Origin of the sequence: Vibrio aquimaris (genome assembly GCF_009363415.1) — a bacterium.
Classification (GTDB): domain Bacteria; phylum Pseudomonadota; class Gammaproteobacteria; order Enterobacterales; family Vibrionaceae; genus Vibrio; species Vibrio aquimaris.
In genome coordinates this window covers 1,023,247-1,046,911 of sequence record NZ_CP045351.1, presented here as the reverse complement: position 1 = coordinate 1,046,911, position 23,665 = coordinate 1,023,247, and the positions used below count along the sequence as shown (strand labels likewise).

At 41.0% G+C, this 23,665-nt stretch carries 20 protein-coding genes; 3 read left to right on the top strand and 17 right to left on the bottom strand.

What is annotated here, in order from left to right:
- Nucleotides 1–17: 17 nt before the first annotated feature.
- From FIV01_RS19105 to FIV01_RS19080, 6 genes are all read right to left on the bottom strand, one after another.
- Nucleotides 18–227, bottom strand: coding sequence for a helix-turn-helix domain-containing protein (locus FIV01_RS19105; RefSeq protein WP_114784013.1), 210 nt, complete (start codon nt 225–227; stop codon nt 18–20).
- A 9-nt stretch (nt 228–236) separates the two neighbouring features.
- Entirely contained in the window at nt 237–785 is a 549-nt protein-coding gene (locus tag FIV01_RS19100; protein WP_152432541.1) for a DUF2975 domain-containing protein, read from the bottom strand.
- Nucleotides 786–956: 171 nt separating this feature from the next.
- Entirely contained in the window at nt 957–2,051 is a 1,095-nt protein-coding gene (locus tag FIV01_RS19095) for a putative adhesin (protein WP_152432540.1), read from the bottom strand.
- A 195-nt stretch (nt 2,052–2,246) separates the two neighbouring features.
- Nucleotides 2,247–3,428: a kynureninase/PvdN C-terminal domain-containing protein gene (locus FIV01_RS19090; protein WP_152432539.1), complete on the bottom strand. Its 1,182-nt coding sequence runs from the start codon at nt 3,426–3,428 to the stop codon at nt 2,247–2,249.
- A gap of 17 nt (nt 3,429–3,445) precedes the next feature.
- Nucleotides 3,446–4,291 carry a tryptophan 2,3-dioxygenase gene (gene kynA / locus FIV01_RS19085; protein ID WP_152432538.1) on the bottom strand — a complete coding sequence of 282 codons (846 nt, stop codon included), beginning with the start codon at nt 4,289–4,291 and terminating at the stop codon, nt 3,446–3,448.
- A 176-nt stretch (nt 4,292–4,467) separates the two neighbouring features.
- Entirely contained in the window at nt 4,468–6,387 is a 1,920-nt protein-coding gene (locus tag FIV01_RS19080; RefSeq protein ID WP_152432537.1) for a leukocidin family pore-forming toxin, read from the bottom strand.
- A 694-nt stretch (nt 6,388–7,081) separates the two neighbouring features.
- On the opposite strand from FIV01_RS19080, the gene FIV01_RS19075 reads away from it, so the two are divergent.
- Nucleotides 7,082–7,909 carry a 5'-nucleotidase, lipoprotein e(P4) family gene (locus FIV01_RS19075; RefSeq protein ID WP_246210486.1) on the top strand — a complete coding sequence of 276 codons (828 nt, stop codon included), beginning with the start codon at nt 7,082–7,084 and terminating at the stop codon, nt 7,907–7,909.
- A 72-nt stretch (nt 7,910–7,981) separates the two neighbouring features.
- Here the strand turns inward: FIV01_RS19075 and FIV01_RS19070 are convergent, their stop codons facing one another.
- The 8 genes from FIV01_RS19070 to FIV01_RS19035 all read right to left on the bottom strand — a co-directional run bounded on the left by FIV01_RS19070 (nt 7,982) and on the right by FIV01_RS19035 (nt 18,551).
- A complete protein-coding gene (locus FIV01_RS19070) occupies nt 7,982–9,532 on the bottom strand; it encodes a M28 family metallopeptidase (protein ID WP_152432536.1) in 1,551 nt (516 codons plus the stop codon).
- 81 nt (nt 9,533–9,613) lie between these two features.
- Nucleotides 9,614–11,953 (bottom strand): M4 family metallopeptidase, encoded by a 2,340-nt coding sequence (locus FIV01_RS19065; protein WP_152432535.1) that lies wholly within the window; start codon nt 11,951–11,953, stop codon nt 9,614–9,616.
- A 663-nt stretch (nt 11,954–12,616) separates the two neighbouring features.
- The gene (locus tag FIV01_RS19060) at nt 12,617–13,045 is read right to left on the bottom strand and encodes a YccF domain-containing protein (RefSeq protein WP_152432534.1); all 429 of its coding nucleotides are present in this window, start codon (nt 13,043–13,045) and stop codon (nt 12,617–12,619) included.
- A gap of 84 nt (nt 13,046–13,129) precedes the next feature.
- Nucleotides 13,130–13,858 (bottom strand): sulfite exporter TauE/SafE family protein, encoded by a 729-nt coding sequence (locus FIV01_RS19055; RefSeq protein WP_152432533.1) that lies wholly within the window; start codon nt 13,856–13,858, stop codon nt 13,130–13,132.
- A gap of 104 nt (nt 13,859–13,962) precedes the next feature.
- Nucleotides 13,963–15,507, bottom strand: coding sequence for a cryptochrome/photolyase family protein (locus tag FIV01_RS19050; RefSeq protein WP_152432532.1), 1,545 nt, complete (start codon nt 15,505–15,507; stop codon nt 13,963–13,965).
- Nucleotide 15,508: 1 nt separating this feature from the next.
- On the bottom strand, nt 15,509–16,831 hold the full coding sequence (locus FIV01_RS19045; RefSeq protein WP_152432531.1) for a DASH family cryptochrome: 1,323 nt from the start codon (nt 16,829–16,831) through the stop codon (nt 15,509–15,511).
- Nucleotides 16,832–16,881: 50 nt separating this feature from the next.
- The gene (locus FIV01_RS19040; RefSeq protein ID WP_152432530.1) at nt 16,882–17,388 is read right to left on the bottom strand and encodes a chorismate--pyruvate lyase family protein; all 507 of its coding nucleotides are present in this window, start codon (nt 17,386–17,388) and stop codon (nt 16,882–16,884) included.
- Nucleotides 17,385–18,551 (bottom strand): MFS transporter, encoded by a 1,167-nt coding sequence (locus FIV01_RS19035; protein ID WP_152432529.1) that lies wholly within the window; start codon nt 18,549–18,551, stop codon nt 17,385–17,387. Before FIV01_RS19035 ends, FIV01_RS19040 begins: the two co-directional genes overlap by 4 nt.
- Nucleotides 18,552–18,700: 149 nt before the next feature.
- On the opposite strand from FIV01_RS19035, the gene FIV01_RS19030 reads away from it, so the two are divergent.
- The gene (locus tag FIV01_RS19030; protein ID WP_152432528.1) at nt 18,701–19,603 is read left to right on the top strand and encodes a LysR family transcriptional regulator; all 903 of its coding nucleotides are present in this window, start codon (nt 18,701–18,703) and stop codon (nt 19,601–19,603) included.
- 15 nt (nt 19,604–19,618) lie between these two features.
- Here the strand turns inward: FIV01_RS19030 and FIV01_RS19025 are convergent, their stop codons facing one another.
- The 3 genes from FIV01_RS19025 to FIV01_RS19015 form a co-directional block, all read right to left on the bottom strand.
- Nucleotides 19,619–20,617: a succinylglutamate desuccinylase/aspartoacylase family protein gene (locus FIV01_RS19025; protein ID WP_152432527.1), complete on the bottom strand. Its 999-nt coding sequence runs from the start codon at nt 20,615–20,617 to the stop codon at nt 19,619–19,621.
- A 29-nt stretch (nt 20,618–20,646) separates the two neighbouring features.
- Nucleotides 20,647–21,393 (bottom strand): RNA methyltransferase, encoded by a 747-nt coding sequence (locus FIV01_RS19020; protein WP_152432526.1) that lies wholly within the window; start codon nt 21,391–21,393, stop codon nt 20,647–20,649.
- A gap of 98 nt (nt 21,394–21,491) precedes the next feature.
- Entirely contained in the window at nt 21,492–22,670 is a 1,179-nt protein-coding gene (locus tag FIV01_RS19015) for an MFS transporter (RefSeq protein ID WP_152432525.1), read from the bottom strand.
- Nucleotides 22,671–22,926: 256 nt separating this feature from the next.
- On the opposite strand from FIV01_RS19015, the gene FIV01_RS19010 reads away from it, so the two are divergent.
- Nucleotides 22,927–23,661, top strand: a complete 735-nt coding sequence (locus FIV01_RS19010) for a PilZ domain-containing protein (RefSeq protein ID WP_152432524.1) — start codon at nt 22,927–22,929, stop codon at nt 23,659–23,661.
- Nucleotides 23,662–23,665: the final 4 nt, after the last annotated feature.

Genomic DNA, 23,665 nt, shown 5'->3' with positions numbered 1-23,665 from the left:
AGTTAACATTGTCTTGATTAAGCACTTGGCTGATATTCCAAAATATCACCGGGTTGGCACTCTAAAACCTGACAGATTTTTTCTAATGTACTGAAGCGAATGGCTTTAGCCTTACCATTTTTTAAGATTGACAGGTTTTGCTCACTGACACCCACTCGCTCAGATAACTCCTTTAAGCGCATCTTGCGTTTGGCCATCATCACATCCAGATTGATTATAATATCCACCGCAAACTCCTAAATTGTGTGTTTTTGCTCATCGGCAATTTGCTGGGCTTGGTGCATAACATGTGAGATAACCAATACAATACAACCGCAGAATATGGCCATCACATCCAAACCTGAAAAACTTAGCGACAAAACACGCTCACCTGGCGGATTATTAAAGCTTAACGCCACTGAAATAAGACCTGAGTATATGAAACCACCAATCGCCCAGTAAAAAAATACCAAACCAAGCTGTCGATAATACTTAACCGTCTGAAGAGTAAATATTTCAGCATTTTCGTAACTTCTAAATAATTTCTTTAATAAAAAAAGGGCATAAAACAAAATCCCACAAGGCAGAGCGCTAGCCAGCAAGGCCCAGAGGCGAGTTTGAAGTGTTAAAGGCTGCTGTATAAAAGCGTCAATATCATAAGATAGCTGGATGATGCCAGTCTCGTTTAAAACATCACTCGAAGTTTGCACCGTGAGCCAAAAATAAACCGTCGCCAAAGGTAATAACACCAACAAAATGTTAAGAATGAATCCAATTTTTCGGCTGTACGTTTGAATCTGTTGCATAAAAGTCTCCTATTAATTTATGGAGGCATCATAGCATCAAAAACCAACAAAACAACAAAAATTTATCGAAAGTCATTAATTTTTTATCATTAAAAAACCACGACTTTTAGAAAAAGCAGTGGCTTGACATCTTGATAATAATTGGAAGGAATTTAAAAACCAATCCTTCTACTAATTCTTGTAGTTTTTCTTCACGTCAAACTTACCTGCGCTCTCATCTTTTGGTCGACAAAAATGGCAAACCAGCTGATTTGGCGCCTGAGGGCCACTTGAATCTTTAAGAGCTTGTATCAAATCAGAAAAATGGATACCTTTTGCTTCTCTATTTAATAAGACAAAGTCAAAGCTTTGCTCTTTTTTAAAATGAATAGTCTTATCAATAAACCTAGCGACATCTTCTGGCTTAGTTGCGATTCCACCAGTTAAACGATAATCAGTAGCCTCACAATGAGAGGAATTATAGATTTGGGAGTCTTCTTCAAATGCAACCTTTCCCTGATTTAATTTTTTTGCAAAAGCTAAGGTGTTGGAAACCAAAATATTGTTCGTTGTAGAAGCAAAGTCTAGTTCCAGATTATCAGGCTTCTCAAATATTATTTGCTCTCCTCTAGCGCTTCCATGAGCTGAAATCAATACCTTTTGATTCGGTTTAGTTTGATGATCTGCGGTGCGAAATAGGTACGCAATTTCCTTTCCTTTAATACGTATAGGTAACACACTCACCTTATATAAAGTCTCTAACCTTTTGATTTCTTTTGGCGGAAGGTTAGTACCATTCACCCTAATACCATCACCATTGGAAATGCGACTATCGATACCATATTTGGCAAATACAGTGCGAACATCTTGAAGGCTGGAAGCACGATATTTTCCTTTGTTTGGTATGTGGACACCAAACGTATCCTTTTGTTTACTACTCTCCCATATCGCGGCTTTACCGGCAATGCACTCTGTGCTTGAATTCACAACTTGCACTTCTCCTCCCCAATACTTATATACAAATGAGTTAATTTTTTGCCTTTTATTTTCCGCTATTTCTGCATTTTTTTTCTTGGTTAATGTTGTTTCGATGCGCTGCAATTTCTGCTTATTATTCCCTTTATAGGCAGACATGGCTTCAAAAATATTTTCGTACTCCTTAGCCTCTTTGGGCAAAAGGTTGCGTGCTCGTTTTATATCGCTGAGACGGTCAAATTTATCAATTTGAGCACTAGTCACTTTCATATTAAACTTGGTTCTAATAGTGGTTGAATTTATGAGTGTCATAAAGGTAAGACTCCTTAACAAGTAACGATACGAGTACTCAATATCCCAACTACTTAATCTAAAAGCACAATACTACTCCTGAAAAATATTGAAAATAGATATAATAATCACCTTAAAAATCATTTATGCAACATATCATGTGCAACAGAATAAGATACACAACCTATATACATCCTAAACCACTCTGTTTGATTGTTACGAAAACTGCTTAGCCACAAGCTCTATCTCATTAAGCGCATTATCGATTTGCTCATTGGATACATAGGGCGCAGGGCCGAGTCTCAATTGATTACCTCGACTGTCGGCTTGTACGCCTCTGCTTTTAAGCTTTTGTACCCACTCCTCGGCTTGTGGTGTGGTTAAGGACAAAAAGCCAGCGTTATCTGCAATATCATGACAAGGCAGTGCTAACACCTCATGCGCAAGATGCAAGTTTTCTATGCCTCGCCAAAGTCTAGATACCTGCTGCCGATTTATTTGGCTAAGTAGCGCGACAGACAGGTTCAGCCGATCAAAGAAATCAAATACCGCTGCTGCACGATAATGGCTAGTAGGATCATAAGTTGAGCCAGCAAATGCAGCTTGCCCTTGTCCATAGCTCACTTGATCAGGCGCTTGACTGAGCGTCTCAAACTCAGCAAACCAGCCTGTAATAATGGGGGAGCCATGGTAGTTAGGAGGAATACGCATAAAACAATTGCCCTCGCCTGCTTGGCAATATTTATACCCACCACCAATAACAAAAGCACCTTGTAACTGCCACTTGGCAAGATCAAACTCAAGCACGTTAATCGTATGATAGGCATCAACAACACATGGAATGTTGAGTGATTTTGCAGCCTGTGCAACTTCACCGACTTGCTTAAATATTTGGCTGGTTGCGAAGAAGACCGCTGACAACATGACTGCGTCTGTCGATCGATCCAATTTTTCGATAATCCGATTGGATAAGGTCTCAAGTGGTAGAGTTGGGACGACCTCGACATTAATGCCCAGTGTTTTTAGCCTATTTAACTGACGGCGCATTGAATGAAACTCGCCATCCGTCGTGACTATTTTTATCTGTGTGCTTTTCTTAGCTTTGAAGCAATTGAGATCTGATAAAAACATCAAGATAAGCTCGTGTGTTGATTCTCCAAGTGCCATTTGTCCACTAGGGTCGCACATAGCACGTCGATAAAAATTCCTGACTTTTTCTGCTTTTTCAAACGCAAGCTCCCACTTGTCATCAATGTGCTTGGCTGCATCATTAAAACAATCTACCATGCCCTGTTTGGCCACATCAGGCCATGCTTGATGAGAATGCCCAGATAATAAAATGCGCTCACTCACATCAAAGCCCTGATAATGCGTTTGCAGGTCTTTGGTCATATCCATATTAAATCTCACCTCGTCTAAAGTTGTGTACGTACTTCAAACAGCTCTGGAAAAAAGCTTATATCAAGCGCTTTTTTTAAAAATGCCACACCCGATGAACCACCAGTCCCTTTTTTGTGGCCTATGATACGCTGCACTGTATACATATGTTTAAATCGCCATTGCTGGAAACTGTCCTCTATATCCACCAGTTTTTCTGCTAACTCATACAGCTCAAAATATCGGTCAGCATCTCGATAAACCTTCAGCCACGCGTTGAGCACGGACGCATTTCTCTCATAAGGTAAGCTCACATCTCTCGACAAGTGCTTTTGATCTAGCTCCAGCCCTTGGTCAACAAGCAGAGATAGTGTTACGTCATATAAACTAGGCGCTTCTAATGCTTCTTTAAGCTCGTGATAAACTTTAGCATCGTTTTCATGCACTTTAAGAAATGCTTTATTTTTATTGCCAAGCAAAAATTCAAGCTTTCGATAGCCATAAGATTGAAAACCTGAAGAATGGCCCAAAGCATCTCGAAATTTTAAGTAATCGACAGGTGTTAACGTCGAAAGAATGGTCCAAGAATGAGTAAGTTGATTAAAGATTTGTTTGACACGAGAAATTACTTTAAATGCGTGGCCAAAGTCTCTTTGTTTAAGGTTTTCTATTGCCTCAGACAACTCGTGGCCAGCAAGCTTTAACCATAACTCACTGGATTGATGAATAACGATAAACAACATTTCATCATGTTGTGCAGATAAAGGGGTTTGAGCGGAAAGAATTTTATCCAATTTAAGGTAATCACCATAAGACATATCATCTTTAAAATCAGTATGAATGTCTTTTTCCATCTCTCGAAAGCTGTTATGCGGACAACTCATCAGCAAAATTCCTTCTTATTTTACAAATAAGACATCATGCGCACATGATAGTGCGAAATTCAAGCTGATAACAAAAATAAAAAAGACACACTTAATGTAAGTGTGTCCTTGAGATAAAGATAAAAAATATAATGGTCTTAGCTTATACGCTGTCGACGTCCAATACACTAAGTAAACTACTGAGCGTCAGCAGTAAAGACATCGGCATAAGTCGTGATTGTGCGCAGGCTGACTTCAGCACTGTCTGTTTCTTGCGAATACAAGCCTAACTGACCCGTTGACTTATCATGGCCTAAATTCTGGTTATTAAGACCATTGACCAAGTGATTGCTGTTATCTTTCCAGCTCCAACGCTGGCTCAGGTTTTGGTTGCATGTTTGAAGCTTGTCTAATGACTCGCCATCTAGGCACATGCTCACATCGTTTGCACTCATGTATCGCCCTGATTTATCAAAGATGAAAGATTGCGTATCTTTGGTAGAATCGCATGTCTCAGGCACAATAGTTCCATCCTTGCTCACACCAATACAGCGGTTGTTGAACCCACCTAGTTGCAGGTTAACAGGCCTGCCACCAGTAAATACAGGGTGATTCCAATCCACTTCAAACGAGACACTCTTATTAACTCGGCGACGGCCATCGTTTTCAAAGCCATGATATGAATGGTTTGTTATAATATGTTTATAGGTCCCATTATAGATAGGACGGATGTTAACTGAAGAATCAATAGTAAATTCAGTTTTACCCGTCACACTCGGGTCAGCCGTATAAATGACTTCCATTTTCGGAACAAAACCTGTGTAGCTGATCGGACTTATCTTGCTAATGTCCAATGGATACACATTGGCCCAGAGAGCGTCTGTCGAACGGTTCATCATTGACTCAGCGGTATCATATTGCTCACGCGCCCATTTAAACCGAATATTCTGAGCATCGGTGCCTATTCTTTCAACACGGTAATCCTGTGTGTCGAACGTGAATCTAAGCTGCTGACTATAACTAGCACTTGCACCCAAAGATGCTTTAGGACCATCAGGGCCAAGGTCTCCCCCTGCGCTCACCCCAAGCTCAAACCCAGATACCTCTGTAGAACTATATTTGGCATTAAGATTTGTTCTTGGGAGGGTTCTCAAAATCGCCGCTTTATCATTTGAAGCACTAAAAGCAAATTCATAATCTTGGGCTATGGCATCCGTTGCCCAATCGGTTACATACCCGTCATAACTATTGTAGTCGGTACCTGATGCACTAAGAGCACCAACAGAACTGGCACCGATAAGCGGGCTAAAGATACTCGATGCAACCGCTCCTATAAATGCAGCATTATCGGCTTCGAGATCGATATGGGAAAACACATGATCAAGATTTTCATTAAGATGGATACCAACGCCTGATGTATCGTCATCTAAACTAATACGAACAATTTTTGCATCAGGAGTTGCAGATCCAGACTTACCATAGGGTAGAGAACGCTCCAAAATAACACGGTAAATAAGAGAAATATTGGCGTTATCACAAAAAACTCTTTGCCCCTTATTTTCAAAGTTGAGTGACTTATCAAAGGTACATTCTTGGTCAGTAATCGGACGATTTACCCTTAAATAGAATGCTACATGAGGAATAGTGCTTGCATCAGAGTTAACACTTTCACTGCCGTCTCGAAGTTCGGAGATTAGAGGGGTCTCTAGTTCAAACTTGTTGGGATCGTTTTCATCGACTAGCGGAGTATAGAGTAACTCTCCTTTGTGTGGTGTAATAACCAAAAAATCGCTAGTAAATGATAGTCCAGTTTTATTACTGAGAAGCTTTTTTGCTTCTTCTTTTTGAGATGGGTCCTCAATTGCAGTGAAGTCAATTAGATAACGTCGTTCTAACTTTAAAACATTATCTCTGATGGTGGTCATCGATGGTGGTTCAACTTCTCCATTCAGCCAATAGCTCGCATTAATATAGGCTACTTTACTACTATTCTGTAAGCTACTTAATATTTCAACTGATACACCTTGGGGCTCATTTATCGTCGCAGTTGCTGTATTCCATGCCATACATGATGCAATAGCAATAGCGATAAGTGTCCTTTTTTTGTTTAATACCATAAAAACCTCTACAAATTTATCATTTAGGTCCTACCTTTTAATAGATCTCATTCGCTTTCATATAAAAATATATTATTATATTCAGAAATGACTGTAATTGAGCGTTATATCAAACTAGAAATCAACTGCATAAGCAATTGTTTTATAAGCATAATATTGCCCTTTCATCCATGGATGTCTAGAACGAACTTTAATTAAACAAGTAGTCTCGACACAAATATAAATATAATTATCAATATAAGTTGAGAAGTGGAATTATTTTCATTTTAACCATGGATCGCAAAAACAAAAATAAGCCTAAATACATATTGATGTTAGTGGTAATTAAATGATAGAGTAAAAACGTTAATGTGGCATTAAATTATAAAAATAATTAATATTTAAATTATTATTTTTAATTTGTTAAGAAATTAAAATGAAAAATAATAGTATAATTAAATTTTATATGAATTTAATTATAGATCAACCCGCTACTATTTAAAAATTATTAAATAATTTATTTTCTGTTTTTAATGTGAAGTTAAATGCATATTTAATTAACTAAGTATCAAACTAATTAATGAAACAAATTTGAGTAAATTTTGGATCAATAACCTGCATTATTGCTTAAAAAGCATTTTTGAAGTGACTATCGGAAGGTTTTACGCTATACATCAAAATCCTAAAAGGATTGACTAACGGATTGGACCGAACATTGAAAAACAGCAAAATAAAAATGGTAGCTTGGGGCTTGGCGACGCTGGCATCTATCCTCCCTCATACGAGCTCTGCCTCTGATAACAACCACAATTTACTCGGTTACTCCGTTGCTTGGAAACAGACCGCAGCAGAGTATAGAGCACTCTATTATCAGGGCTTTAATCTTGCCAAAATGCATCTTGATAACGCCCTAGCGAAACATAAAAAGGGAGATAAGCCTCTCGCTATAGTGACAGATCTTGATGATACTTTAGTGCTGCCACTTGAATACTGGGGAAAATTGATACAAAACAACAAGGATTTCTTTGAAGATCCATTATGGGATGAATGGATCCCAACAAACGGTATGGTTGCAAGCCCTGGTTCTAATGATTTTCTTGAATACGCAACTCGCAATAATGTAGACATCTTCTACGTCACCTCTCGTGATCAAGGAGAGCCAACATGGAAGTTAGCCAAGCAAAATATCTTAGCTATGGGCTTCCCGCTAAAAGACGATGCTCACCTCACAGTGTTGACAGACACATCTAACAAAGAAACACGCCAAAATGAAATATTGAGGGATTATAACGTGGTTGTCTTTCTTGGTGACAACCTCAATGACTTCAGGCGTAAGTATTACATCAAAGATGATGTGGAAGGGCGCATAGCTAAAATGGAAGAAGATAAAGATCTTTTTGGCAGTAAGTATATCCTTTTCCCGAACCCAACAGATGGCCACTGGCTAGCCGCTATATTTGGTCAATCAGAACCCGAAGCTACACCAGAAAATCGAGAAAAACTCATTCAAGCCGCAACGAAATCAGCTTGGTTGGGTAAGTAACCCCTGTATCACAACATCACACATAAATAGCCGTTCATATTCAATGAACGGCATTATTTTACACTCTAGGCGTTAATTAATAGAGCTATCTAACTTGAAGCTTGCCACAATACTGACATCGTCAAAATTCCGATAACCACGGACCATAACATTGAACCTTCCTGCTGGCTTATTGAACACACACTGCTCGTTGCTACCATTTTGGAATGGACGACAATCAAACTCAGTCTTCGATACTGGGCCTTCGTAGGTCACATATAAGTCCGCATCACCACCTTGTGGGCCAGAAATCGAAATGGTCACTTCTCCAGCTTCAGAAGTATTGAAGGTAAAGAATTGCTCATCGAAGTACCCTGAAGAGAGGCCTTCAACAGGCACACCATCTTCTAGTTCTTTGATCGGAGATTCGACATCATCAAGGCTTGTTTCAACCAAATAAGCAATGGCCAATTTGGCAAACTTCATTGCATGGCTGCCGGTAGGATCAGAATTTTCTAACGTATCTTCCGCAGTATGAATATTGGAGTTATATTCATGGAACATGGTTTCAAAAGGCATTGCAGCTGGATAGCCGGCATTGTGCCAAGAAGCATGGTCTGAACACGCATAACCACAGCGATCAAAGCCGTAAGTGATTTCGCTGGTGTAAGTATCGATAAGCTCTTTCAGAAAAGCGGTTAGATTTGAATCTGTGTAATCAGTGATAAAGGTAATATCATGCGCAGAACCGTTATAGTTGGTCATATCAAGTTGCAGCGCTGATACCACATTAGCGCCATCCGCCTTCATGGTTTCAGCAATATCTTGTGACCCACGCAGACCCACCTCTTCAGCAGCATAGCCATAAAACTTGATCGTACGATCAGGCTGAATACCACTGGCTATCATAAGGCGAAGCGCTTCAGTGACCGTGGCAATTCCCGAAGCATCATCATCGGCTCCCGGAGAAATTGTACCTTCCGTTGTCCATGACCCAACAGTCGAATCTAAGTGACCACCGACAACCACGATTTCCTCAGGATGTTTGGCACCCAATAGTGTCACCTCAACTGATTTTTGAGGGTAATCGCTGTGAGATATTTGACGTGCCGATGCAAAAGGAACATCCTTAATTTCCTCACTCCATCGTTCAAGCAACCAATCTGACGCCGCTATACCCGTAGAGGTAGTATAAAAACGGTTGGTAAAGCTCATCAGATTTTCAATTGTTTCAACCAAATTATTCGGTTCTACCTGAGCAATCAGAGACTCCACAGTATCATTATGGCTAATGACTGGTTTTTCGAAATCGCTCATAGAAAGAGGCATAGATGCCGCTTTTATTGCACTTTCTTTATCAGCATGCACCATGTAACCACCGCATCTATGTTTATCTTTGTGCATGTGGCTTGATACCGCAGCAAGCTGACTTTCTTTAACTTTCGCGACAACCGCATTTGGATAAGCCGCAAAGCCTTTATGGGCAAAACTTTTCAATACAGTAGCCCCGTGCTGAGTGACCAGCTCCTTTGCATCTGCATCTGTAGTAATCCAAACTTCACCCTCTTTTAATATGCTATTATCGATTGAGGCAAAAGCAGATGTGCTGCTTATTAAAGCAATAGCTAATAGTGTTTTTTTCATGATGAGACTCAATTCCTTGTAACTTCTTTAGACGAATTGCAAATTAGGGCTCCAAATGGAGCCCTGAAGGTTTAGGGTTGGTTATTGAACTTTAATAAAGCGATAGCGCTTAGTTTCAGAACAGATACCACCGGAAGTACAGACTTGGTATTCAACATTGATGCTGCCGTTATGGCGGAACTTATCAACGTAAGAGGTGAACTCAGTCGCCCCTACCACTTTACCGTCACGCTTCACTACGTAGTAATCATCCGTCGCGTATTCCCATGCTAACTTAACGCGCGCTTTACCATTTGGCTGCTTATCGCCAAATTGTAGTCTTAGTGGGAATGCATCGGTTTGACCACCTTCAATAGTGACCGTCTTATTGGTCGAAGTCGCTAAACCAGCGTCGTCAGTTACTGTTAGTGTTACCACGTAATCACCTGCTGCTGCATAAGTATGGCTAACAACAGCACCAGACTTCGAGGTGCCGTCACCAAGATCCCATTGGTAAGACACAATTTGGCCGTCGCTATCAGTACTTGTGCTGGTCAAGTCGACTTTTTCACCTGTGACAACATAGTCAAACGACGCTACTGGTGGCACATTAGTACTATCAGAACCATACGAAGCCGTTAGACTTGCATCTGCATATTCTGAGTAACCGAATACATTGATTGTGTAACGCCCAGCTTCAGGATTTTCAATCACACAAATTTCATCAGATACAGAATCACTCTTACAGATGTTCTGTTGCTGATTCGGTGCATAATCCAAACCAATATAGATATCTGGGTCACCACTTGGACCAGTCAGCTCTACAGTGAATTTGTCTTGGCCTTCAGGTACCTCTATATCAAAGTAGGTCTTAGATCCTGTTTCGCCTGCAACCCTAACTGATTCGCCATTCTCTAGGCGTTGGTATTCTGGCTCTGGTGGTAGTGGTGGCTCAGCACAAGGTTCAACACCAACGATATCGAATGCTGCAACGACATCATCTGTACTGTAACCTAGGTCATTAGCTGCGTTTTTAACACCACAAGCGCCTTGCCAATAGTTGCTGTCTTCCGCCCAGTAGATCTGGTTTGCTAGTACAAACAATTCAAAGGCTTTTTTGGTATCCCAACCTTCTGTCGTAGCAATATGGTAGAAGGCTTTATTGAATACCCCAGAGCTGTAGTGAACATTCAGCCCATCGTAGTATTCAGATGCATGATTAATAGACACGCCATCACGAGATGGATCGTCCATGTAGCGCAGTGCACCTTCCTCTTTGAAAATGTCACGCCCTACCATCCAGTCATTGGTTCCTTTCATGAAGTACTCAGCAGCCTCACCAGCAATATCCGAGAAAGCTTCGTTCATGCCACCTGACTGATTAGCATAAATTAGACCCGAGTTTTGCTCTGTAAATCCATGGCTGACTTCATGAGCTGATACATCCAGACTGACAAGAGGATAGAAACGGCTTCCACCATCTCCAAATGTCATCGCTTGACCATCCCAGAAAGCGTTTTCATAACTGCTTCCGTAGTGAACGCGCATCATCAACTTAAATGTCAAAGGCGCAGTGTCAAACCAGTTTTTGTACATATCGAACACAACATTACCAAAGTAATGTGCGTCGTTTAGCGGTGAGTGTGCGCCGTTAATTGATTTGTGCTCGTTACGTGGACACTCATATTTGTATGGTGTTGTGCCGTCAGTTGCCCCATCTAAATCAACGGTAACAACGTTTTCCGACTCCATGATGCAGTCAGTACCATCTTCTTGAACATCAAGATAGTGGTAGTCCGTGCCATACTCATACATACCCGTTTTTTCATTACCACCTGGGCCTGTACCAATCTCTGCGTGCGCGATACCTTCCCAACGTTTAATGATTTCACCACTATGAGCATCAAGCATAGTGAAAGGTCGGGATGGGTGTCCTTGACCTTCAACTAAGTAAGAAACCACATAAATCAAGCGAGTTTTGTCGCCATCTTGGTAAACATAAAGCTTATCTTGCGTGTTGGATAACGACTTATCACCTGTTAGGCCAGTTTTAATGTCCTTACTTGCTAGCTCTAAGGCTCGAGCGCGATTGAAAGAAGGCTTGACAAACTTACGATCAACGCCTGTCATCTTGATATAGTTACCCTGAACCGACTTAAGCGCACCACCTCGGAAACTTTGCGTTGCATTCAGGTAGTGCCCCCAAACAGGTACACCCCAAATGTTTTGTTGAACCTTAACTTTGTGAATACCACGCTTCTCTATGTTGACCTGCTTTACCATTTTGAAGCTAGAGGAATTATCCACACCAAGCTGAGAATTCAGCCCAGAAAAAGAAGTAAAGTTGATGGGTTTGCTCAGATAGACTGACTCACCGGCATGTGCTGACATAGAAAGAGCACTGGCTACGGCTACAGCCAATAGACGGTTGTCTAATTTCATTATGATTCTCCTTATCATGGCATTGATAAATGCCACTAGAACCATAACACTAATGATTAAAAAAAATACTACCCTATTTTAACATCAATTTAATAAATCAAACACGTGTACAATAAATTTAACTTATAATTTATAAAATCATACAGTAAAAATACAAATATCTTGTTGTATCAATTTAATTACACAAAACGCAAAGGGATATTTGTATATAATATTAACTTATACAAATAAATGCTTCACCATAAGAGCAAAAAAACACCAAACACAGAATAATCAACTAGTTATATGGACATTCAGATAGATTATATTGGGATATAAACAAATAATATAGTGACTCATTAACGATGATAAACTCCCTTTTAATAATATAATAAAAATTATATTAACTTAATTTTATGACATAAAGCATAAATAAAACTGGATGAGTGAATGATATTATTCCATTTTTTTAAAATAAAAGAATTTAAATAAAACATGCCTCTTTATCGTCTGTGTCTCTATAAAGAATAAATGACTTTTCGAAGTTTGAATTAGGTCATGCTAAACAAAAAGTAGTTCTAAAGTGCCAGGGCGAGAATTATCGTGTTCGTATCAAGAGGTAAGCCTCAGCAGAGTTTAAATGCTGCTGAGGTAGAGTATAAATTAGTTGAGAGCAATGACTAATTAGCGCCCATATTTTGCCATTGCCGCTTGTTCTTTGGGTACAATGGTTTTTCCGATCGGGGCTAAAGAGATATAGGCTAATTTCAAGTGTTGGAGAGCAAATGGAATCCCTATTATGGTTATAAAACAAGCGACCGCAGACATGATATGCCCAATGGCTAGCCACACTCCTGCAAATATAAACCAAATAACATTACCAATGAGCCCTAAAGTTCCAGTACCTATATCTTTTTGCTTGGTCAGTTCATCACGAGCAACAGCCTCGTGACCAAAAGGGAAAAAGGAAAATTTTCCTATAACAAAGCAGGCTCGCCCCCAAGGTATTCCCACTATACTGATAAACGCAAGTAGACCAAAGAACCACCACATTAGTCCCATCATGACTCCGCCCAGTATAAACCACAGAATATTACCTATCGTTCTTAACACCTAACCTTTCTCCTCATCAAAAACCTAGCATCGATTCTATTATTATTATTTATTCTGAATACAGAATGAACATCAGCACAAAAATTATGATAACCCCTGCCATACCGCTGTCACACCACTAATAGTGCAAAGTAGTAGGGCTGCGAGACGAATTTTTTCCTTGGGTAAACTCTGAGTGGTTGCCAGTGCTAACTTGTATCCAAGCCAGCTTGCAGGAAGTAAGGGCACAGTTATCCATAAATGATGGAATGTCAAAAAGCCAACTGGAACCTGAACAATTAAAGACATCATTGAGCTAAAGACAAAAAACGCCGAGAGGTTTCCTCTCAGTTGATTCGCTTCTTGGTGTTGTAGTAATAATGCCATTGGGGGACCACCAATCCCTGAACTGGTGCCAAAAAAACCAGAGAAAAAACCCGCGATGCCCATCCTCGGTGAAGTAGGTTCGATACGAAATGGCAGTAGACTCACTCCGACAGCTAACAATACCAATAAGCCCAACCATAAAGCTAAAATGTCAGTCGATACCATCACAAGTAGTAAACCACCAGCAACCGAACCCGGGACACGGCCGATTAACGCCATTTTAAGCCCTCCTATTTCGACACTCTCTCTATGTTTGAGGGCATTGAGAATCGAAATATATAAGGCAACTAAACATATAGGTGCTGGCACGTAATCTGGTGATATCAAAAAAAGCAAAGGGGCAGCAACGATAGCCAAACCAAAGCCTATTGCTGTTTGAACGAATGAGCCCAAAAAAATCAAAAACGCCGCAATTAATGCTTCGCTGGTTATCCATTCACTGTACATATCGGTTAAGACTTTGTTAAATAGGAGTCTTTATCATACTCTAATTTTGCCGTTTAGCTCCCTCTCAAAAGTGAGTTTCTGACATTTATTTGACTTAATCATGATTAGAGTTCATCCAAATGTTGCAGATAGTATTCCGCTTTTTGCAAAATTTTTCCTTGAGCATCATCGTCAAGATTGTCCCACGAGCGATAAATCATGCCCACGCGAGGGTTTTGGGTGAGAAGCTCCCTGTGTTTATGCATAAAACGCCAGTACAAACTATTCAGTGGACAAGCATTAGGCTCTGACTTGCCTTTCACATCGTAGTGGCAGCTTTTACAGTAGTCACTCATTCTATTGATGTAAGATCCACTCGCTGCGTAAGGTTTTGTTCCAACGATTCCACCATCGGCAAATAAAGCCATACCCCGTGTATTCGGCATTTCAACCCACTCGATTGCATCGACATAGATCCCTAAATACCAGTCATCGACTTGATCTGGTTCTATCTCAGTGAGAAGGCAGAAGTTTCCAGTTACCATTAAACGTTGGATGTGATGGGCATAAGCAAACTCTAGAGACTGACCAATCGCCTCTTTTACGCATAACATTTTGGTGTCACCTGACCAAAAATAGTCTGGTAGATCGCGACGAAACTTAAAGTAATTACGCTCAGCATAATCGGGCATATTGGCCCAATACACACCTCGAATGTACTCTCTCCAACCCAAAATTTGGCGAATAAACCCCTCTACCTGAGCAATATCCACCTCAGAGTTCGCTTCATAGGCTGATAGTGCACTATCTATCACCTCTAATGGGTCTAACATCTTAGTGTTTAGCGCAAAAGAAAGTCGGCTGTGATACAGCGACCATTTCGCTTTGTGTTCTTTGGTCATTGCATCTTGAAAGCGGCCAAAGTTTGGCAAACATATTGAGCAGAAGTGAGCTAAAAGCGTCAGGCTTTGATTGCGATTTATCGGCCATAAAAGCGGCCCAGACATGTGCCCTATGGTTTGAATTTTGTGTTCATCTATAGATTTCAATACCTCAGAAACATCGGTGCTAAAAAGTAAAGGCGAAGGTAAGGTCACTATATCTGACGTTTTGAGCTTACTTCTGTTACTGGCGTCGTAATTCCATTTCCCACCAACAGGTTTGTTCCCATCCATCAAAATGCCAAATTTCTTGCGCATCTTACGATAGAAGTGTTCCATCATGATGTGTTTCCCTGTAGGAAAATACTCTTCAATCTCATCATATGGCAACAGAAAGTGCTCAGTCTCGACACATTCGATGTGACATTCCAAGAGAGTAAGTCCCTTCAGAGTACTCAATAGACGATACTCATCAGGCCTTTGATACTCAAATCTTGTCGCATTGGCTTTTTGCACGACAAATTGTATAAGATCAGTGATATCCTCAAAGTCTCTGGTTTGGTTAAGCCTTAAGTGCTCGACTTGATGTCCCATCTCTCGTAGTTCATTGGCAAAGGCCTCCATAGCGCAAAAAAATGCACAAACTTTTTGGACATGATGCTTAACATAGGTTGCTTCTGTATGAAGCTCAGCAATCACATACAAAACAGAGCTATCTGCTTTTTTAAACCATGAATGACGAGCGTTAAGTTGATCTCCCAGAATGAGACGAACGGTATGATACGTCATATTAGTTGTCTCCTTTAGCGGGTTCTATCGGCCAGTCCACCATATCTACTTGATCTAATTGTCTCGTCACCGCTTTACCTTGCCATTTATTGATAAAGGTTTCATCTGGGTCGTACATCTGGGTTTGCTTATCTAAATTAAACTGGCGAGATCCCCGAGGGTCAGCCCCAACACCTGCCAGATATTGCCAGTTTCCCCAGTTTGAAGCGACATCATAATCAATGAGCTGAGTTTCAAAATACGCCGCGCCATAACGCCAGTCGAGCTCAAGTTCGTGAATCAAACAACTCGCTACCAACTGCCTACCACGATTGGACATATATCCGGTCGCCTTCATCTGCTTCATACAGGCGTTAACAATAGGAAACTGTGTTTCGCCTTGTTTCCATTGCTGAAACCGATAACTGTAAAAGCTCGTTAACGGCGTCTGTCGATTTATACCAGAGAAATGAAACAAGCGCGCTCGCCACTTCCTCGCGTACCATCGAAAATACTCTCTCCAGAGTAGTTCAAAAAAAATCCAATAGGTTGAATCATTGGCACCCTGCTTACTCTCAAATTCTTTGAGTAAAGTAAAAATTCTCTTCGGGCTCACACATCCCAAAGCCAACCATGGGGAGAATTTTGTCGAAAATTCAACACCATCTAGCCCATTACGAGTCTGCTTATATTGCTTGGCCAAGTGACCTGAAAAATAATATTCGCAGTGAGTGAGTCCTTCTTGTTCTCCACCAGGAAATTGCTCGCAAGGTATTGATTCAAATGCGTTTGAATCCATGTAGCCTGCCACGATTGGTGGTAAGTCCGAAAGCTTCGGCGTCAATCCGATGGGAAGATGCTCAACTTTCTTTCTGAATTGAGTGAAAGTATTGGGCAGCTCTTCCAATGGAAAAGGTAATAATGCTTCACTAAATAAGTTATTTACCGGTAGCTGAGTACAAATGAGTCGAGAGTATAGGCGGGATAATGATTCAACCGTACTCTGTTCGTTAGACCCAGAGAACAAATCACAGTAGAAGTGGGTAACCCTATATTGTTTGATAAAATCCGAGAGTATATCGAAAGCTTCACCATGTTGAACAATGAGCTTCTGACCCAAACTGCCAAGTGTTTGGGATAAGGATGCGACACTCTGAGACAAGAACGCTTGTCTCTGTTCACCCAATTGTCGCTCTTGTGAATATTGGCATAGATACTGGTCCACACTAGGAAAACAATAAAAACAAATCAACCGATCCACTTCCCGAGAAGCTTTGAAAAGTAGATCATTGTCCTGAACTCTTAAATCACAATGAAACCAATATAGTCCAATCTTTTCACTCACTCTTGACTCTCCCATTTTGTCTTTAATGAGTATTACGAAAAAATTCGTATTCAGGACTTATAGGTGGTGAAATTTCTATGAATTTCTTCTTCTCTCGATTCAAGTAATGCTAGCGCATTCTCGTTAAAGATCTCCGATAACAATAATGTAGTCGAATGATTATGCCATGAGAACTTGGACAGACGTGCTATACCTTTTTCAAACTTATACCCTAAATCGAACTGTTCAATTCCTCGGCTACACACTCCAAATTGATAGGGTCCTCGACTCACTGAGTCGCCAGTAAATAGTAGTTGTTCACCAAGAGACCGCCCATCTAAGTCCAAAAACGCATTGACTGTCGACCTATCCGCAGAAAACAGATAGGACTTAGCCCACACCAGTGGAGTATCCCCATCACACAACAATACTTCACGCCTATAGAGTGGGCTCTGCTTACTTTGACTGAGGGGCTGAATATTAAAATTACTACATACGGACTTCAGCGTACGGGTCAACGACCCCCTATACTTCAATACCTCAGGAACCAAAGCTTCATTAATACTACTCATTTTCATACTACTACCTTTGAAGCCGTTTCGCGTAAATCAGGGACAAATTTCAGGGATAAAATACTCGCAAGACACAGCAATACCGCAATGACGTGGTAAAAATATTCTCCCCCCAAAATATTGCGAAAATCGAGCACAAACGAGCTCATCGCTTGACCTAAAAAATAAAACATCACAAAGCCACTGAGCATCTGAGTTCTGTGTCTGGCAGTACTTATGCAAATGACAAGGTGCGTAAGTACTGGCAGTAGACAACCAAATCCTATCCCAGTAAAAACGATAGCAGGATAGGCTCGCCAGTCGACCTGATTTTGGGATAAACACAGAAAGGCGAAAGCAAAGGAGACCAAACACAGCATCATTATATTTCGCTCGCCGTAGAGATGAACTCCAAACCTAGTGTAGTAGGCAACAATTGCAGACAATATGCTCATCACTCCCATAGCAATACCTACCTCAGTAGTCGTTAAACCTTGCGATTGAGTCAGTAAATAAGGCAAACAAAGTAGGATTAAGTAGTAGCAAAGCATACCGAGCCAACCGATCAAGTAAAAAGCTAAGACCGGCTTGATATCAGAAAAACGAATTGAATGAGTCGATGAATCGGCTGATTTATCCGTCGATACGATGCCTTTTATTGATATTGCCAGTGTAAACAAAGCAATTAAGTAGATCGCGAAAGGCAAACGCCAGTGTATAGACGACAACCATCCACTGAACATAACGAAGACAATTCCCCCAAGGTTAACCGCGATAGCTTGTTGGGAGATGAAATGGAGCCGTTCTTTCCCAGTGAAATAGTGAGCAATCAGATGATTAATCACCGTCATACACATAACAATACTTATGCCGAAAACAAATCTGCCAATCAATAAGGCTTGCAAAGAGTCTACCCATAAACCCGTGCTACCCAATAAGCCATATATAGCTAGCCCCAATAGTAAGCTCGTTTTATCTCCTAAAAGATGGATTAAACGGGAAACAAAAGGAGCACATACAATCACCGCAATAGCTGGCAAAGTCATAATTAGTGACACCCCAAATGGATCATCAAAAACTCGATTTAACTCAGTGAGTGATGGTGCTATGGCAGCATTGGCCATCACTAATAAGCTACTCCCCAGCAGCAAACACATTCGACACAAGTAGGATATTGAAGAATTACTCATCAGTAGTTTCCTAAGTAACAGTAGTTGCAGAAGAGAATAGGGATTTATGCCTATGTAAAACAGAGCAAAATAAGCAACACAACGTTGCTTGAATTGAAACCGAAAGTATATTATTGGTTGGATATATTATTTAAGGAAAATGGCAAACAATGGATTGGAACTTAAATGATCTTCCGATATTTATTACCGTTGCAGACACAAGGGGAATGTCAAAAGCAGCGAGAAGACTTGGTATACAGAAATCTAGTGTCAGTCGCGCGATGTCTCGCCTGGAAGATTCGTTAAACATGAAATTAATGGAGAGAAACAGTCGTCACCTTAAACTGACCTCAGATGGTGAGAAATTGTACCAGCAGGTACAACCGTTGGTGCAAAGCTTGTTACATGTAAAACAGCAAATGCCCTCACAAAGCCTAAAAGGCTCTCTAAATTTAGCAACCACCTTAGCCTTTTCACGAGAGATATTGTCGCCTAATCTAACAACCTTTACTGAGCGTTATCCGGAGATAAGACTATCTATCCGAAGTATGTCAAACAAAGCGAGTCTGCTTGAAGATAGCTTTGATCTGGTTATTCAACTCGGAGATTTGGCACCTTCAGGCTTTTACGCTAAGACTCTAGCCGTAGTCACTCCACTCTGGTTCTGTGCGCCCTACTATCTGCGCGCTCACCCAGAGCTCAAGCAAGCAACACCAGACACAATTATACCTCATGTTAACTTCTACCATGATCAAGAAAATAATCAATCTGAGCTGTATATGAATGGTCTAGATGGCATCAAACAGAAAGTTGTGTTTCCACACGCAAATCAACTTGACGATGTACTGATGGTAAGAGATATGGTCGCTTCTGGACATGGGGTCTCTCTATTACCTGATATCTATTGTCGTCAGATGTGCCGTGAGGGCAAGCTAATACAAATTGCGCCAGAAATTAATGTTTTCCCTAAAGTGGCAATCTCAGCAGTTTATGCCAGTAAAATGACTCAATCCCCGCGCTTAAAGGTCATGATTCAATTTATGGAGGAAATCAGCCAAGAATATATAAGGTAATAGCCTAAAATAGAATTAGTCAATCAAGCGCACCACAAGAGAGCCCGGCGCCCGCACAGATTCAACATTATGACTAATCACCGTGCCTTTAGTCGGAGCACGGTAGGTATGAATTTCATCACCAAAACTGTTGTATTGTGTGGCTAACACCTGCCCTGTTTCGACAGCCTCAAGCAAAGAAACATGACAAATAACAAAGCCTCCTTGCTCTGCTCTTATACTTGTTATACAACTACCTTCAACACATGGTTTTGCCTGTATATCAACTTGACCATCAATAATTTTATAGTGCTTACAAATGTTTAAGATGCCATGAGCAGCACGCTCTATCATATTAATATCCGTATATCGACCAATGCCCACTTCAATCGTGATCGAGGGAATGCCCGCTTGGTTATACACGGTTTCCAAAATGCCCGGATCCCCGGGATCATTTAAGATAACATCTGGGCAAACGAGCCTTGCCATCTTAATCGCATCATCCAGTCTGTAGTCTGCAAAGGCGTACAGAGGATACGCTGAACCACTGGTTTGTGAATGAAGATCGATAGCCAGATCCGCATTGGGCTGAAGTAGGTTTTGCCAAAGGCTGTTGGCGTAACGATTAGCATCATCTCCGTCAGGACTGCCAGGGAAGATACGATTGAGGTTTGCCGATGAACTATCAGGAGCGGCAGAATGAAAGTCTCGACTGTGCCGCGCTATACCTGACAGGTTCACGGTCGGCACTATGGTAATACAACCTGTGATCGTTTGGTTTTCCAGCACTCTTGCCAATTTCTGAGCGGTCAAAATCCCGTTTTGTTCATCACCATGAATACCTGCGGTAATGACGATACGTTTACCAAGTTTACTACCTTTAAAAACTCTCACAGGCAAAGTTTGAGGGTGACCAATTGCATCAGTTGCAACAGCGAACCAAAACTTGTGTTCTCCCGGCTCTAAAGTATCAACATCTAATGCCTGTATAGTCGGATACATAGGCACTATGCATTCATTCAATGTTCTACTCATTCGATCACTACCTCATACATCCTGAGTACTCAAGCTTCACTATATGCTTGCTGGCGACGCATATTATCCAAAATAATCCCTGTAGCCATAGCCACATTAAGTGATTCAGCCCCACCAAATAAGGGAATAGTAATTTTGTCAGTCACAAACTGCGCTGCGGCTTCACGAATACCGTGAGATTCACTCCCCATCAGTAAAATACCCTGGCCTGAAAAGCTTGTTTTGTGCACGCTAGCACCTTGCAGAAATGCTCCATAAATAGGAAGCTCAGACTGCTCAAGATATTCAGGCAAATCAAGCTGCGTCACTGTCACTCGGCCAAAACTGCCCATAGTAGCGCTAATGGTTTTCGGGTTGTACGGATCCGCGCAATCTCTACTCGCAACGATGTGCTTTATACCATACCAATCGGCAACACGGATTATGGTCCCCAAATTTCCTGGATCACAAACACCATCTAATCCAATAATAACTCCCTCAGCTTTAGGGACCTTGGTATCCGGTATCTCAACAACTGCAATCGCAGCATTATTGCTCACGAGAGTACTGACTTTGGTAAGTTCATCTTCCGTAGCTTGCAAACACTCAAAACGATTAAGCTCATCGTGATAAGCGGCCAGAAAATCTGCTGTTGCAAAAATATGCTTGGTTTTTAAGTCACTGTTTGCTAATTCGAGTACGTTTTTTTCTCCTTGGACTAAAAACAGTCCCTGAGCTTTACGCTGTTTTTTCTGGCCTAAAGCACGCAAAAGTTTGAGCTGATTTTTCGAAATCATAATAAATCCAAGGTAAAAGGGTACAAACGCCCTTATTAAAAACGTGCGAGATTATAGAGTAAAGCTCTAGTTAGCTAAAGTGCTTAGCAAATATTCGCTCAGTTCCAGCGAAGAATCCGCACTTCATTCCCCTCTTTTGGTTTAGCTGGAATATTCAAAGATAGAATCAGAGATACGCCTGCCATTATTGCCCCAATGTAGAAAACAGCCGCAGGAGACACAAGCCAAATAAAACCAAAAGATACGGGAATGAATACCGCGGCTATATGATTAATAGTAAAAGAGACACCTGCGGTAGAGGCCATGTCCGCGGGATCGGCTATTTTTTGCAAGTACGTTTTTATAGCCAATGCCAAGGCAAAAAACAAATGATCGATTACATACAAAGCAGCTGCCCACTGCGCGCTCTGCACTAGGGCATAACCCATAAAGACACCAATGAGACCAATGTATTCAAACATCAAGGCCTTGCGCTCACCTACTTTTCCAATATAGCGACCAATCTTTTTAGCAAATAAGAAGTTAAACAAATAATTAATTAAAAACAGTAGGGTAATATCTGCAGCCGTATAACCAAATCGTTCAACCATCAAAAATCCCGCAAATACAGTAAATATTTGTCTACGGGCGCCACTCATAAAGGTTAAGGCGTAATACAACCAATATCGTTTTCTCAATACTAGTTTTTTGTTTTGCTGAACTTCGGTTTGAAACTGGGGAAATGCCAAGGCCATCCACGCCACAAGTGCAAAACCTATCCCCCCGAAAATAAGATAAACCCATTGGTAATCCAGACTGAAAACTTCCAAACAGACCCAAAGCGCGCCATAGGTAAATAAAGATGCAAGGGCACCAATTGAAATAAACTTACCCAGCATTTCTGGCGCTTCATCTTTTGACAACCATTGCAGAGACAAAGACTGCTTCAGCGTTTCAAGGTAATGAAAACCTGTCGACATGAGAAGTGTGGTGAAAAGTAACCCAAATAGAGACGGAAAGAACCCGGTAATTGCAGTTCCTAGGGTCAAGGCGCCAAGTGCAAGCAAAATGAACTTCTGCTCTCGAATGAACACCAGAACAAAGACAGCAGTGAACGCCAAAAAGCCAGGAATCTCACGCACACTTTGCAGCAATCCAATATCTGAACCATCAAAATTCGCACGCTCAATAACAAAGTTGTTGAGCAGCGCCATCCAACTAGAAAACGCAATCGGCACAACAATAGAGATAATAATTAAAAAATTCTGAGGGGTTTTCCAGCTAGAGTGATGAGTCATGATTAAGTCCTTTTACACCTGTAGGCTTAGCTTAAATCCGTCCAAATCAATAGACAAATTTATTTACAATTAATTCACCAAGAAAAATTAAATTGCATAACCCTCAGTTGCATAAACTCACAAAAACATTAAGGTCTCCCAATCCTTAGGTAAAATTCAGCACATGTCTGTACGATAAATGAGCATTCTAAACTTTGACTAGGTCGATTTATAATTATAATATCATCAATAAGAGCATCATTTTGTTGGAGGCTAGATGGAACTAAAGGAAGAGGATCATTCAGAGCGTCTCTCGAATCCTTCTTCGGAGAAAGGCTTTACATCGATCAACAGTACTGATGCCCTTGCGATGCTCGAACATGGCGGCGAGCTAACCGTCACTATAACGACACCTGTTGGCCGCGCGTTTAGTTGTAAAACACTATTCATTGGCGCTCACTCACACAACCTGATCCTAGCCGAACTGCCAAATTTGTCTCTCGAAGATACAGGGTTTTTCTTCCAGTCAGGGTTTTGGGCAACAATCAGGGCGATTTCACCACGTGGTGAAGGCGCCTTAGTGTCATTCAAAACACAACTAGAATATGTTTTACACAGCCCCATCCCAATCGTGGCATTTAACATTCCAAATATTATGCAGGTAAATCAACTGCGTAGGGAGCCAAGATATAACCTCGACCTTCCCGCAAGTGTGAAATGTCAGGGAATAAAAATGGAATGTCAAATGCGAGACTTGTCTGTCCACGGCTGTCGTTTTGTCACATCACCTTTAAGCAAAGCTTTTCAAGCCAGCGATGAAATTACAGTCTGCATTCACGAAGCATTGGCGAAAAAACATAAATTCCAATCAATGACAGGTCATGTTCGTAATTCACAAAGTTCAATTCACTATGCTAGTTATGGCGTAGAATTTGATGAAAAAGGCATTGAAGGCTCCAAGCTTCTGCTATCCAAGCTCAAATTTAGCGGCAACAAGCTTATCCTCAGATAGGCTT